At 66.0% G+C, this 13,152-nt stretch carries 15 protein-coding genes and 1 pseudogene; 1 reads left to right on the top strand and 15 read right to left on the bottom strand.

From position 1 onward, the window contains the following. Window positions 1–3: 3 nt before the first annotated feature. From sctI to sctE, 9 genes and pseudogenes are all read right to left on the bottom strand, one after another. Window positions 4–294, bottom strand: a complete 291-nt coding sequence (gene sctI, locus QE373_RS00345; protein WP_309682217.1) for a type III secretion system inner rod subunit SctI — start codon at window positions 292–294, stop codon at window positions 4–6. Window positions 295–346: 52 nt separating this feature from the next. Continuing rightward, window positions 347–658, bottom strand: coding sequence for an EscF/YscF/HrpA family type III secretion system needle major subunit (locus tag QE373_RS00340; RefSeq protein ID WP_309682214.1), 312 nt, complete (start codon window positions 656–658; stop codon window positions 347–349). Between the two features lie 29 nt (window positions 659–687). After that, window positions 688–1,875, bottom strand: a complete 1,188-nt coding sequence (locus QE373_RS00335; protein WP_309682211.1) for a PrgH/EprH family type III secretion apparatus protein — start codon at window positions 1,873–1,875, stop codon at window positions 688–690. Between the two features lie 111 nt (window positions 1,876–1,986). Beyond that, a pseudogene (locus tag QE373_RS00330) lies at window positions 1,987–2,334 on the bottom strand (lytic transglycosylase domain-containing protein); the annotation flags it as partial. Window positions 2,335–2,561: 227 nt separating this feature from the next. Continuing rightward, window positions 2,562–2,819 carry an acyl carrier protein gene (locus QE373_RS00325; RefSeq protein WP_309682208.1) on the bottom strand — a complete coding sequence of 86 codons (258 nt, stop codon included), beginning with the start codon at window positions 2,817–2,819 and terminating at the stop codon, window positions 2,562–2,564. Then, window positions 2,806–4,542, bottom strand: coding sequence for a hypothetical protein (locus tag QE373_RS00320; RefSeq protein ID WP_309682205.1), 1,737 nt, complete (start codon window positions 4,540–4,542; stop codon window positions 2,806–2,808). The genes QE373_RS00325 and QE373_RS00320 overlap by 14 nt, the downstream gene beginning before the upstream one ends. A 13-nt stretch (window positions 4,543–4,555) precedes the next feature. Further along, entirely contained in the window at window positions 4,556–5,566 is a 1,011-nt protein-coding gene (locus QE373_RS00315; protein ID WP_309682202.1) for an IpaD/SipD/SspD family type III secretion system needle tip protein, read from the bottom strand. A gap of 71 nt (window positions 5,567–5,637) precedes the next feature. Beyond that, window positions 5,638–6,930 (bottom strand): type III secretion system translocon subunit SctB, encoded by a 1,293-nt coding sequence (gene sctB / locus QE373_RS00310; RefSeq protein WP_309682198.1) that lies wholly within the window; start codon window positions 6,928–6,930, stop codon window positions 5,638–5,640. Between the two features lie 38 nt (window positions 6,931–6,968). Next, window positions 6,969–8,342, bottom strand: coding sequence for a type III secretion system translocon subunit SctE (sctE, locus tag QE373_RS00305; protein ID WP_309689468.1), 1,374 nt, complete (start codon window positions 8,340–8,342; stop codon window positions 6,969–6,971). Between sctE and QE373_RS00300 the strand changes: the two genes are divergently transcribed. Beyond that, the gene (locus QE373_RS00300) at window positions 8,244–8,636 is read left to right on the top strand and encodes a hypothetical protein (RefSeq protein WP_309689920.1); all 393 of its coding nucleotides are present in this window, start codon (window positions 8,244–8,246) and stop codon (window positions 8,634–8,636) included. The genes sctE and QE373_RS00300 overlap by 99 nt on opposite strands. Window positions 8,637–8,838: 202 nt before the next feature. On the opposite strand, the gene QE373_RS00295 is transcribed toward QE373_RS00300, so the two are convergent. The 6 genes from QE373_RS00295 to QE373_RS00270 are packed head-to-tail and all read right to left on the bottom strand — an operon-like array spanning window position 8,839 to window position 13,136. Continuing rightward, entirely contained in the window at window positions 8,839–9,372 is a 534-nt protein-coding gene (locus QE373_RS00295) for a SycD/LcrH family type III secretion system chaperone (protein WP_309682196.1), read from the bottom strand. A 31-nt stretch (window positions 9,373–9,403) separates the two neighbouring features. Beyond that, window positions 9,404–10,486 carry an EscU/YscU/HrcU family type III secretion system export apparatus switch protein gene (locus tag QE373_RS00290; RefSeq protein ID WP_309682192.1) on the bottom strand — a complete coding sequence of 361 codons (1,083 nt, stop codon included), beginning with the start codon at window positions 10,484–10,486 and terminating at the stop codon, window positions 9,404–9,406. Next, the gene (gene sctT, locus QE373_RS00285; protein ID WP_309682190.1) at window positions 10,483–11,283 is read right to left on the bottom strand and encodes a type III secretion system export apparatus subunit SctT; all 801 of its coding nucleotides are present in this window, start codon (window positions 11,281–11,283) and stop codon (window positions 10,483–10,485) included. The genes QE373_RS00290 and sctT overlap by 4 nt, the downstream gene beginning before the upstream one ends. Next, entirely contained in the window at window positions 11,283–11,540 is a 258-nt protein-coding gene (gene sctS / locus QE373_RS00280) for a type III secretion system export apparatus subunit SctS (protein ID WP_309682186.1), read from the bottom strand. Before sctS ends, sctT begins: the two co-directional genes overlap by 1 nt. A gap of 43 nt (window positions 11,541–11,583) precedes the next feature. Beyond that, a complete protein-coding gene (locus QE373_RS00275; protein ID WP_309682182.1) occupies window positions 11,584–12,258 on the bottom strand; it encodes an EscR/YscR/HrcR family type III secretion system export apparatus protein in 675 nt (224 codons plus the stop codon). Continuing rightward, window positions 12,255–13,136 carry a FliM/FliN family flagellar motor switch protein gene (locus QE373_RS00270; RefSeq protein ID WP_309682179.1) on the bottom strand — a complete coding sequence of 294 codons (882 nt, stop codon included), beginning with the start codon at window positions 13,134–13,136 and terminating at the stop codon, window positions 12,255–12,257. The genes QE373_RS00275 and QE373_RS00270 overlap by 4 nt, the downstream gene beginning before the upstream one ends. Between the last annotated feature and the right edge of the window lie 16 nt (window positions 13,137–13,152).

Here is a 13,152-nt window from a genome sequence, read left to right as displayed (position 1 = left end):
GGCTCAGCTCTTCACCAGCGTTTCAATGCCCTTGGTCGCGTGGCTGACCAGCGATGAACTCAAGGCGATCTGCTTGGTGTACGCATCCAGCTGCAGTTGCAGCGCATGGATCCGGGCCGGGTCGCTGGCGATCGCCGGGTCATTGGCGGCGACCAGGATGGCGTCGCGTTCCCGGCCTGCCCAAACATAGCTTTCGGCAAGGGCCTGGTTGAAGCGGCTGGAAAGCGGAACGGGCACGCCTTCCGCTGCAGCAAGCGGAGAAACCGCCGCCGATACCGGGGCAATACTGATCATGGAAAACTCCTTGTCGCGAAGGACGGCCCACGCAGCGCGCGGGCCGCGGGGCTCAAGCCAGGTTGCGGATGACCGACTTGCTCTGGTCGGACAGGCTCTTGGTCGAATTCGACTGCAGCATCCGGTACATGTTGTATTCGGACAGCGCGGCCTGGTACTTGGCCAGCATGTCCGGTTTGCTGGCATTGCCGTCTTCGCCCAGTTCTCTCAACAGGTCCGACATCCTGGCTTTCAGGTCGTTGACGCCCAGATCGAACATGCCGGAATGATTGGACATCCATCCCTTCCAGTTGTCCGCGTCGCCACCGTCGCCGGGGTCTTCCCATCCCAGCGTGGTGGGGGGAGGGGCAGTGATAGTGCTCATGGGGTTCTCCAATCAGAGGTACAGGATAATCAAGGCGCCGCTTGGGATACGGCAGCGCGGGCGTAGTCCCAGCGACCGCCGCCGACCGACAGCAGCTGGCCCGGGGAATAGCGGTAGGAACGGCCCTGCAGCAGGTCGTCCCACAGCTGGGGCGCCACGCGGATGCGGCGTGCTCCCCAATGCTGGTGGAAGGCATGCGCGGCACCGGCCATGGCATTCAGGCCCGCATCGTCGAGGAACACGTCGTTGACGATGCTGACGCGCTCGCCGCGCGGTTCGGTGCGGGTGCTGATGCCCAGTACGCGCATCTGCTGCCGCGCCAGCGCGATCAGCTGCTGGTCGCTGACGGCCGACACCCGCGCCTGCTTGAGATACGGCGCGAGGGGCGACAGCACGGCACCGACCTGTCGGATGCGTGCGTCGGTCAAGCGACCACTCAGCACCACCTCCGGCCGTGCCGGGTCATCCAGTCGCACCACCACCAGGTCCATGCCGGCGGCGATCAGTGCCTGCTCCAGGCGCAGGGCTTCTTCGCGGCGCAGTAGATGGATGTCGTTGCGCCGCTGCGCGCGGCGACTGGCGCGCTCGCCCCAGCTGCGCGCCGAAGCGCTGTCACTGAAGGCATACAGGTGGCCGTCGTTACCGGCGGCAATCGCATACTCCGCTGGTGCATGGGACAGCACGCTGGCCAGGCCGCGCACACGGGCTTCCGGCTGGTGTTGCCAGTAAAACCAGTTGCCGCCAGCCGCTGCGGCCAGCAGCACGGCGATCCCCAGCAGCAATGCCGGACGCCCGCGTCGCCTGCGCATTCCATCACCTGACGCTGCGGCGACCGGCACCTCCATCGGCAGCACCGGTGGCACGAACGCAAGCACCTGCGCCGACCATTCCGCGTGCTGTTCGCGCACGGCGAAGTGGATGCCGGCCGCCTGGACAGGTTGCTGCAGCGGCAGTGTCCGCCACGTCCATGCCCCGTGTTCGTCGGAGCGCTCACCCAACTGCAGCGTGCCCTCTACATCGGCCGCCTGCAGCGCAAACGCGGCCGCCGGACCGTCCGCCGGGATGTAATAGGCACGATCATCAGCCGCGAGCAGCTGTGCGGCACGGCCATTGGCCAGGTCTTCCTGCGGTCCCACATGAAACACGGTTACCCCGGCGGCGACGGAATATTCGACGCCGCTCAGGCTGCCCGCAAGGATTCTCAGTACATGCAACATGGGATGATCAAAGAGGGTGGCGTGCCGTCGTTGGCGCTGGCTATGCTGCAGGCGCAGGTGCGACAGGGCTATACGCCGAGTTGTAAATGATGATCCTGGTGAGGCGTCGATTCAGCGCGCGTAGTGCTGCCGGACGGCGCGCACATAGGCCTGCGTTTCCGCGAAGGGCGGAACCCGGTTGCCATGCCGGCGCACGCTGCCCTCGCCAGCGTTGTAACCGGCCAGGGCCAGGTCGAGATCCTGGTCGAAGTGCTGCAGCAACCACGCCAGGTAACGTGCCCCGCCGCGCAGGTTCTGCGCGGGATCGAAGCGGTCACGCACGCCAAAACGCCGGGCGGTGGCCGGCATCAGCTGCATCAGGCCCGCCGCGCCGGCAGGCGAGACGGCCAGCGGGTTGAAGCCGGATTCCTGTTGGACTACAGCCTGCAACAGCGCTGATTCGATCCCAACCTCGTCGGCGATCTGACGCAGCAGCGGATGCCAGCGTGATGCGTCCGCGCTGTGCGGCTGCGGACGCCCCCGCGCCTCGCGCAGGGTGGAAGGCTGAAAGGCGAGCAGCCCGCGCGCGGGTTCCTCAGCCACCAGCAGGCGGCCATCGGCGGATACCCCCGCGTAGAAGGCTGCCGCCTGCACGGACGCGGTGCTGGCAGCGAGCACGATGCCCGCTGCCAGCGCCCGTTTGCGGTTCAGCCGGTGACGCATTGCAGCCGGCTCAGGGTCGCTTCCAGTTCCGCCACCGTGCGGGCACCAGCCAGCGTATCGGCGCTGATGACCACCTCGAACTGCTCTTCGATCGCCACCAGCAGATCGGCGATTTCCAGCGAGTCCATGCCCAGGTCCTCCACCAGCCTGTCGCCGCCGCGGATATCCGCCGCGGCGATCGAGCCGGTGACCCGCGCGATCAACGGCCGCAGGTCGTTGGCGGGTGTATCAGACCCGCTCATCGCGCTGCAGCTCAGGCATGTCACGTACGTGCAGCCCCGGCGGAATGGGCCGTCTCAGGTAGTCGTCCGATACGCGTCCTGCCGACGTGGCCGTACGTTCCCGGTGCGTGTGTGTTGTTGCGTCCTCCTCTTCTTCAGTGCGGTCCGGGTGAACCGCGAGGAGATGCCCCAGGTTCGGGTGAGCACCACCCTCGGCGACGCGCTGGTAACGTGCGTTATTGATGAGGTCGCTCATCAAGCTGCCGTGCAGCGGATGGACAGGGGCACCGAAACGCCCGGGGGTGCGAAGTGGCGGATCGTCACGTTCCTGGTCGGGCGGCACTTCCCGGGTCTCGACGTCTTCCTCATTCAACGAGACATTGTCGACCTCGACCTCGACCTCGGCGTCGTCATCGGCGCTCATGTCAATACCCTCGTCAATCGATTCCGCATCCGTATCGTCCACCTCGGACAGTGTCTTGATCGGCAGTGGCATTGTGTCCACGGCCCGCTCCGGGCGCGGATCCCGGTTGCCCTGGAAGTTCCACCCATCCTGGTTGACGACCTGTCGGGCGTTGTTCTCGATGTGGATCGTGGGCGGTTTGATCGCGCCCAGCACGCTGACCAGATGTTTGACGAAATCGTTGACCGGGTCGGCTGCCTTGGCCGCCGGCGGAGGCTTCGCTTCTTCGGCGCTCTCCACGAACTGGGGCAGCAGCGGCGCGTCCTGCAACAGGCCACTCGGCGAGCTGTTGTTCATCCGCTGGCGCAGTGCCGAAAACGCCTGGGTGTTGATGAGGTTCGGCAACTGGCCCCGCAGCGCTTCGGACGACATCCCGGGATTCTTCCGTGCCAGGGCGTGCACCAGCGCGGGGGCCAGGTCGGCCAACAGGCGGTCCTTGACGACGGAATACCCAATGGTGTCGTAGACCGTGTTGTCGATCCCTTTCTTCAGCTTGTCCAACTCCTTGTGCGAATCATAAGAAAATGCCCTATATACGCCGGTGTAGTCGCCGCGTGCCGCACGCAGGTAGACCTTCAGCTGCTTTTCCAGTTTTGCGTGCGCCTTCGGGTCTGCCAACAGTTCCGGCATGCTCAGCAGGCGGCAGGCATCGAGGATGGCCGTGGCGCCTTCGGTGCGGGCGTGGCGCCTCAGCAGGGTTTCCACCACGGCCTCCCCGACACCCAGCCGGGCAAGCACGGTCCGCGCACAGTGTTCACGCGAGTTGGTCGAGGCCTCTGTCTGCTGCCTGCTGAACAGCGCGTCGGGCGGCGTTGGCCCGCGAGGCGCGCCGAGCCCACTGATCGCGGCAGCCTGCTGGTCCCACGCCTGTAACAACGTTGGAAGTTCGTGCGCGAGATCCTGGCCATGTTGACACTGGTAGGTGGGCGACTGGTTTCCCGGATCAAGCGGATGACTTCGGGCGATCTGGTTCGGATAGTCCGCACGCTGCACGCCATCGCCGCCCGCACCGTCGTCCAGGCCCAGGCCGCCGCCTAGGCCCGTATCGTCATGCGTCGGCCCGAATTGGAGACTGTCCAGCGTGTCGACCGAGGGGCTGCGCCGCAGCGCGAAGCCTGCCACGCCCCCTTGGGACTGCGGCGAGCGTGCTGCGGCAGACGCCACGGGCAGCGCGCCATTTCCAATGCTGACGTTGTCGAACCCCTCCGCAGAGTTGCGGCGCGTGTGAGGAGCAACACGGGCCGGCGGCACCGAATTCGAAACGGGACTGAAATTTGGCATATCGAATCTCCTGTCAGCCTGCCAGTGCCTGGATGGAGGCGCGGTCCGCCTCGGTGATCGTGTCGATGCTGCTGCTGAGGATCTTCACCAACGAGTCCCACATCTGCAGCTGCCGCTGGTATTTTTCCGGGATCGCTCGATTGATGAAGTTGAAGCGCTCCATCATCACTTCCTTCTGGGCCATCAACTCATTCAGCGCGCTTGCGCTGATCGGACCGACATCGGCAGGAAACACATGCTGCAGCGAATTGATCAGGTCCGGATCGATACTGACCTGCCAGCCGCCGTCAGGCTTCCGCTCAACCACGGTCAGTCCCTCGATACCCAGCTCCGCGAGATACTGCCTGGCTGCTGCTTCGGTGCCGAACACTTCACCGAATCCCTGGCTCCCCCACTTGGTCCTCAAGTCGTCGAGCTGCGCGCGCAGCGCCGTGAAATCGACGGCGACCATGCCGTCTTTATCCGGCTTTCCCAGCTGGTCTTTGATGGCCGCCAGGATATTGGTCAGTTCCTTGTAGAAAGCCACATACCCCGCCAGCAGCCCGCTGTATTTCTTGATCCAACCTGTCTCCAGCCGGGCGATCATATCGGCGATCTCCTTGAAGAAATCGCTGTGCGAGCCACCTGTGCGCTGTTCGGCGGCCCGCGCCTGTTGCTGCGGAATCAACGCCTGCAGGTCCCGGCGTGCCTGGTGCATCACCTGCTGTGCCTGCTCATCGTCCGGTTCGGCGTCGGCCAGGGCCGGCCAGGGCGAATGGCGCAGCGCATCGCTGATCAGCGCCTGCTTCTTGTCCAGGAACAGGGGCTCCTGGTGGATCGCCAGCTGAAACATGGCCTCGACATCGGCTGCCGGCAAGGGGCTGCCATCGGCGAAGTGGGCGATGTGCGCCAGTAGCGGTGAGGTGGGAATCCGTCGCGTGGGAACAGGCTGTTCGGCGACTGTCGCGGCCATCGCCCCACGCTCGGGACGGATCGGTAGCGGCATCGTACTGCGGGTGAGCGGAAGGCTGGGTTCAATGGACATGGAATGCTCCGTGGCATGCGGGCGTACGGGACGCGGTGCGCCCCGGGCCCGGAAAGGTGGGGGGGATGCGGTCAGCGGCGCATGTTGCCGACAACGTGCTTCACTGCGTCCTGACGGTCCTGTTCCAAGGTGACCAGGGTGTTGAACAAGGCCTGCTGGCTTTCGCTGCTCTTGTTGGCGTCCTGGTTGATCTTGCTGCCAAGCTCGACTTCAATGTCCTTGTTGATACGGTCACGCTCGGAATCAACGGTATGCGCGGTTGCTTCCACCTCCAGCGGGGAGCCCGCCACGGTGCCGACGCTGACGCCAGTCTGGGTTACGGCCTGGCCCGCGTTGGCGAGCACGCCGTACTTGGTGTTGTTGGCGGCGACTTCCGTTTCGCGCACCGCGGACGCCTCCTGATGGGTCTGCGGACGCTGCCGCATCGTCTCCACCTGCGGTGGACGCGCGCTGTGGCCCGCTGGCGCGCTGTTCATGCCTACTACGGTCTGATTGTTGGAATGGTTGCCATCGCCTGCAGCCATTTCGGCCGGTATCTTGTTGTCGCGAAGGTTCTTCACTCCCTTGTAGGCTGCCGCCGCCCCCAGGGCGACACCACCGGCGGCCACCATGCCACCCACCACAGCGGTCACGATCTTCGCGGACTGCGTCGATTTTGCCGATGACACCATGCTGTCGGTCATCGCAGCCAGCGACTGCACGGCCAGTTCGACCATCGCCACCGCCTGTTCGCGCTGACTGGCGCTCATCTTCATCAACAACGCCACCAGCAGCAGTACGTAATCGGTGCGCGCATTGGCGCCCCCCAGTTTCAGTTCCTCGTCGGGACGCTGGGCCAGTTCGTCCAGCACCTCGCGTGCGGCTGGTGCATCGCTCAGCAGGGCGTGCAGCGCTTCGCTGCCCGGCGGCACGCCGTCGGCGGTACCGGCCAGTGCGCGCAGCTCGGCAGACGTTGGCAGCACCAGTTGTCCATCGCCGGCGGCCAGGGTGACAAGCGTCCTCGCCTGTGCGACCAGCAGCGCGGACGGGGTAGTGGCGTTGCCGGCAACCGCGACCGCTGCACTCCTGTGCAGCACGGCAAACGCTTCGGCGGTCGCGCCGGGCACCATCGCCGGATGCTGGCCGGCGATCATCGGCAGCAGCGCACCCAATCCGGCAAACCCGGCCACCGACACCGCCGGCGCGGCAAGTTCGGGGCCGGCGCGGCGTGCAGGATCCTGCCGCGACCGTTCGCTCTTCTGGACGATGCTGTCGGCAGCGCGCCTGGCCTGCGCCTCGTCCTGCGATGCCGGTGCAGGAGTGGTGTTCTGCGCGGGGACGAATCGCTGCAGCACGGGCTGCAGAACAGTGGAAATCTGTGACATGGAAGATAGTCCTGTAGACAGTGAAGGAAAGGGCGCGCTCAGGCGCGATGGCGCATATGGCCGATGACGTGGGCGACGGAGTCCGCGCGGTCCTGTTGGACCTCGCTCATCTGCGCCACCAGTTCAAGCGCGAGACGATGGGTCTCGCTGCCTGCCTCGGCGATCATCCGCATCATGTCCTGCAGCAGCTGATTGTCGAACTGACTCTCCTGGATCTTTTTCAGGAGCTTTTTTACGTCGATCATGATGCCGGCGACATGCACCTGGCCGACGTTGTGCACGGTCTGGCCGATGGCGCCCGCCGCCTGTGCCACGAACTGCATCACCTTTGACGCCTGTTCGACGATCCGCGCCACCGTCATCGCGGTGGTCTCCACGGCGCCCTTGGCGGCGAGCGCTGCCGTCCTGCTTGCGGCGGCCAGGTTGCCGGTGAACACCATCGCCGCAATGATCGCCACCATCACCACCACGGTGGCGAGGATCGACCCGATCTGCCGGGCCAGTGCCTCGGCAACGCCGAATGCGATCAATGCACTGGCTATCACCTTGCCCAGCTGTTCCACCACCTTGCCGACGACGGAGAACCCCGTGGTCATGCCCACGATGCTGTCAATGGTGAGCATCATGCCCATCACGCCGCCCGCGATCAGCGCCACGTTGCCGTGCAACGCACCCACCACGATGGCGCCGATGCTGGCGATCACGCCGACAGCGGCGCCAATCCAGCCAAATATCTTGCCGGCACAGCCGGTCTTCTTCTCGGCATCGCGAGCCCGCTGCAGTTCTTCTTCATGCTGTCGGATGCGTTCCTGCTCTTTGGCCTGTCGCGCCTTGATGGTCTGGATGGTGAACTCACTCATGTTCTTCATGGTGTTGTCGGCGTGCTTGCCCATCAGCTGGCTGATGACCGCCATCAGCATGGCCAGCGTGTCGCTCGCGTTCAGTTTCCGCTCGCTGTCGCCGGCCACCATCGGCTGGTTGTGATTGAACGCACGCAGCGTTGTCTCCAGCGCGTCCAGTTCGCCCAGCGTTGCATCGAGCACTTCAACGGCCTCGTAGAGCGCCCTGGATGCCGCGTCAAAACGCGCCTGCGCCTGCTGCAGCACCTCACGCGCAGCCGCAAGTTCAGCCCGCTTTGCTGCAGCGGCCGGGTCGGACGGATCCAGTGCGTCCAGCTCGCTCTGCAGCCGCTGGACGTGCTCGCGCGCCGCTTGCAGTGCGCCTTCTGCGGCGCCCGCTTCACCCGCTGCCGTATCCGCTGCCTCCTGTGCCGCCATCGCAGCGTCGAGCGCGGCCTGCATCTCGGCCGACAGGTGTTCGGCGCGCTGCGCACGCGCCTGCAACTGGCTCCGGTAGGCCTGCAGCCGCTGCTCGACCCGATCAAGTCGCTGGTCGCCAAGGACCGCCTGCAGCTTGCCCAGCCACAGGGTCAGCAGGCTCTCAGGAGGCATGCGCCGGCCCTCGTCGCCGGCGGCGCGGTACAGACGGGCCAGGTCGGGGCTGCGCAGGGCCACCGCGTCATTGTTGGGTTGGGAAGCACCCGCGTCGCGCGGCGTGCTGGCGGCGAAGGTGGCGAATATCTCGGCGTTGATCCGTTCCAGCTGGGCGGCCGGCAGGCTGGCGCTGAACCCCTGCGCGGCCTGGATGGCGGACTCGTGGCCGCTGCGACGCAGCACCAACGGAAGGTGTGCTGCGGGTACGGGTGACAGGGATAGGGGCATGGGTGATCCTTCTGCGATGACGGCCGGCCAGGCCGGGTTGGGCCGACGCCGTGCAGGACTGCACGGTAGCGGCGGGCAACGGACTCAGTGCGGTGAGTATCCCGATGCGAAAGCGCCACGGCTTTCAGTTTCCGCCCGTGTACGGGCACGCTCCGAGGCGCTGTGACGCCTGTCTGTCAGCCGCCGCTCATGCATCCTCGGTGGCGTCGGTATCGGTGCTGTCAGCGGTGTCCGGGGCCTCCTTCAACACCTTCAGATAGGCCGCCGAGCGCGTCCCCAGGTCGTTGCCCACGGCACGGGCGGCCACCGCTTCAAAGCATTCCCGGGCCTTGCGGGCCCGCCCCAGGGCGAGGTGGCACTGGCCGACATGGAACATCGGACGGTCATCGCTCAGGTTCAGCGCCTGCGCCACCGCGTACATGCCGATGGCCTTCTCGTACTCGCGCTTGAGGTGCAGCACCGCGCCCATGCCCAGCGCATAGTCGGCGTTGTAGAAGTCATACAGGCACAGGAAGCGGAAGAACGCTTCGGCCTCGTCCAGTTGTCCGTTTTCGTAGTAGCGGTGGGCGATGGCATACACCCCTTCCAGGGTGTCGCGGCTCACGCCCTTCAGATCAGCAACCGTGGCGCCCTCGCGCAGCCCTTCCAGGATCAGCCGGGTGATGTCCTGGTCCTCGGCAGGGGACTCCGGGGAGCGGGTCGGATCGATGTCAATGGTCATGCAGTGCTCCAGTGATGGGACAGGGGGTGGTTCAATCGGACGGATCGGGCGGCGCGGCGTCAGAGTCCCCGTCCGGCTTTCCGGCGCGCTCCACGTCGCGCAGCCAGCGGACGATCTGCATCACCGGATCGATGCTGCGGTCGTGCACGAACTGATAGCGGCGGGTGCTGAAGTAGATGTCGCGCGCCAGCTTGATATCGCGTACCACCGGGACCCCGTTGGCTTCGGCCAGCGCGATCACCTTGCGGGCGCGCGCGCCCCGCTCACGCACCGCCACGAACGGCAGAGGCGTGTCATCGTCCATCAGGAAAATGCCGATGGCGATATGGGTGGGATTGGCCAGCACCACGGTGGAGCCGCGGGTGTCGGCCTGGACCTGCGCCGACAACTCTTCGCTGACCTCCTGCCGGCGCTGCTTGATCTCCGGTTTGATTTCGTTGTCCTTGCGCTCGCGCTTGACCTCGTGCTTTTCCATCTTCATCTCCCGGATGAACAGGAAGTGGTCCAGCCAGCCGGCGAGCAGGTAGACCGGCGCCATCGCCAGCAGCAGGCCCAGGCCGAACATCAGCGCCACGTGCCGCCAGACACCGGCCAGCTGCGCGTTGCTGGCCTGGACCTGGCTGAACAGATCACTGCCCCAGATGCCCAGCGCCAGCCAGCCAAACAGGCCGCAGCACACCATGTACAGCACCGTGCGCAGCAGGTCCTTCAGCACGCGGGCGGAGAACAGGTTCTTGAAGCCGTTGATGGGATTGAGCTTGTTCAGGTCAAAGCGGATCGCCTCGGTCGCGATGCGTCCCCTGCTCATCGCCAGCGAACAGAGCACCACGCCCACCCCGGCCGCCAGCAGCACCGGTGCCAACGCCAGCAGCACCCCCTTCAACGCGGCCAATGCCGCAGCGGTGGGCGTCATGGCGAACCCGCCGCGCACGATATCCACGTACAGCTGCGCCAATGGCGCCAGTGAACCGAGCAGCGCGATCGCCGGCAGTCCCAGCCACAACACGCCAGCGGCCACCAGGTCACGGCTGTTGAACGACTTGCCCTTCCTGCCCTCTTTTTCCAGCCGCTGCGCGGTCGGCTTCTCGGTTTTCTCGCTGGCGCCCGAACTCATCCCGGTATCCCGGGAAGCAGGCCGCGCAACGCCGGATACTGCCGCCACAGGGCGGGTACCTGATCGGTCATGACCGCCATGAAATAGACCACCATCGCGGCGAAGGCCAGCATCGACTTGACCGCCAGCGAGACCGAAAATGCGTTGAGCTGCTGCGCGAAACGGGAGATCACGCCCAGCAGGATTTCCACCAGCAGCAACAGCAGCAGCACGGGCGCGGCCATGCGCATCGCGGCCGACAGCACGATATCCACGAACGAATGGATGCTGGACAGCTCCGGCAGGAAGCTGCCCCCCATCGGCACCAGCACATAGCTGCCCTGGATGGCCTCCAGCAACGGCACCAGACCGCCCGCCACCAGGAACACCACCGCGCTCATCATCTGCAGCAGGTTGGCCATCTCGGTGGCCTCCACCCCGGTGAGTGGGTCGAGCATCGCGCCGACGCCGGCACCGCGCTGGGTGTCGATCACCGAACCGATGGCGTGGAAGACGTGGTAAGGCAGCGCGAGCAGCAGCCCCAGCACGGTACCGGCCATGGCCTCACGCAGTGCGGCCAGCGCCAGCGACGGCATGTCCACCGGGCGCTGCAGGGACTCGGTGACCGGCCATAGACCGATCAGCACCGCCAGCGCCAGCACCGTCCTGACCATGCGCGAGGGAACCGCGCCGCTGGACAGGTACGGCAGCCAGGCAAAGCACGCCATCAGCCGGGCCAGGCCCAGCGTCGCAGGCACGGCGTACTCGCCGAGCGCCTGCAGCAACGCACCATCCAGCGGGCTCAGGCCGATCTGCATTACACCCCCAGCGCGCGGCCGAACACCAGGCTGCCGAAGTCGATCAGCGTGCGCGCCATCCACCCCAGCATCACCAGCACGGTCACCACCACGGCCAGCATCTTCGCCCCGAACGGGAGGGTCTGTTCCTGCAGCTGGGTCACGGTCTGGAACAGGCCGATCAGCAGGCCCACCACGGTCGCCACGATCACCGGGCCCGCCGACAGCATCAACACCAGCATCAGGGTCTTGTTGCCGATCGCCATCAGTTCGTTCATGGCCGTGCGCCCTGCCCGCGGGGCACCGATGGGCGATCCCGGTTCATGCGGGCACATCCAGGTACTGCAGCACCAGCCCCTGCGACAGCAGGCTCCACCCGTCCAGCACCACGAACAGGATCAGTTTGATCGGCGCGGAGATGGTGACCGGGCTCATCATCATCATGCCCAGCGCCAGCAGGACGCTGGACACCACCAGATCGACCACGACAAACGGCAGGTAGAGGTAGAACCCCATCAGGAACGCGTCTTTCAGCTCGCTCAACGCATAGGCGGGCAACAGCGCGAACAGCGAGCGATCTTCGGCGGCGAGATCGGCCGGCGGAACGTCCGCTCCGTCGGTGACCTGCGCCCGCTCGAAGAAACGCAGCAGTTCGGGATCGGCATGCCGGGCGAGGTAGGCACGGTATTCGCCCAGGCTGCCGTCCAGGAAATCCGCGGTTTCCTGCACCGTGGTCAGCGGCTGGCCGAGCTCCTGATAGGTCGTGTACATCGAATTGACGATCGGGTGCATGACATAGAAGGCAAGGATCAGCGACAGTGCATTGATGACCATGTTGGACGGCACCTGCTGCAGGCCCAGTGCGTTGCGGATCAGGGTGAACACCACGCTGAACTTGATGTAGCAGGTACCCACCGCGATCAGGAAGGGCAGCAGCGAGGCCGCCGCCAACATCGCGATCAGCGACACATCGTTGTTGATGTGCACGACGCTCATGTCAGCCTCGGGGCCCGTGCAAGCTTCACGGCAAGGCGGTCGCCTACCTGCACCAGTTCACCGGTCACCACGGGGCGGCCATTGTGCAGAAGCTGGACACGCTCGATCGCCTTTTCAGGCAAGGGCACCACGCTGCCTTCCTGCAGGCCGGCCAGGTCGCCCAGCGACAGGTCGATGCGGCACAACAGGACGTGCAGTTCCAATGGCAGATCCTGCAGGTCGGCGGCCTCCAGCATGGGTTCGTCTTCCGGCAGGGGGAGCCGGGGCGCATCGAGTCCGGCAGGGGCAGGGGAATGGACAGTCGTCACGATCAGGGAATCCGGTTGAAGGTGGAAATCGAACAACGGGCGGGGGCCACGCCACGCGCGCGCCATCGGCGCGGCGATCAGCACCATGTCGCCGCCACGCAGGCGCCGCAGCTGCCGCTGCGTCAGCGCAGTCGCGCCCAATTGCAGGCGGATGGGTAACGCCAGCGCGGCGGGCAAGCGCGGCGCCTGCGTCGCCCGCGGAAGCGGTGCAGTCCACGATTCGATCCACACCGCGCCTTCCGCCGCAGGCACGGTCGTCAGGCCAAGGGCTTCGGGCGCTGCGGTAGACGCCGGCAGCCCATGGGCGTGGTCATAGCGAAGCGCGTCATGCGCGAACTGCAGCGGGTGCTGCACGTCGGTCAGGCCCGCCAGGACCAGCGGATCCATCGCGGTCCAGTCCAGCCCGACCAGGCCCGGCAGATGCACGGCCGCCCAGGCGTTTGCATCGACACGGCAGACCATCGCCCCGCCCCCCGATGCCAACTGGAAGCGCAGGCAGGGAGACGGCGGCGGCGTGCTTGTGCGCGCGTCCACACCACAGCCGCGCAACGCCTGCTGCAGCTGCTGCATGTGCAGCGTGTGCGGA

It is taken from the genome of Stenotrophomonas sp. SORGH_AS_0321 (genome assembly GCF_031453215.1).
GTDB lineage: Bacteria > Pseudomonadota > Gammaproteobacteria > Xanthomonadales > Xanthomonadaceae > Stenotrophomonas > Stenotrophomonas chelatiphaga.
This window is presented reverse-complemented; position numbering and strand designations above follow the sequence as displayed.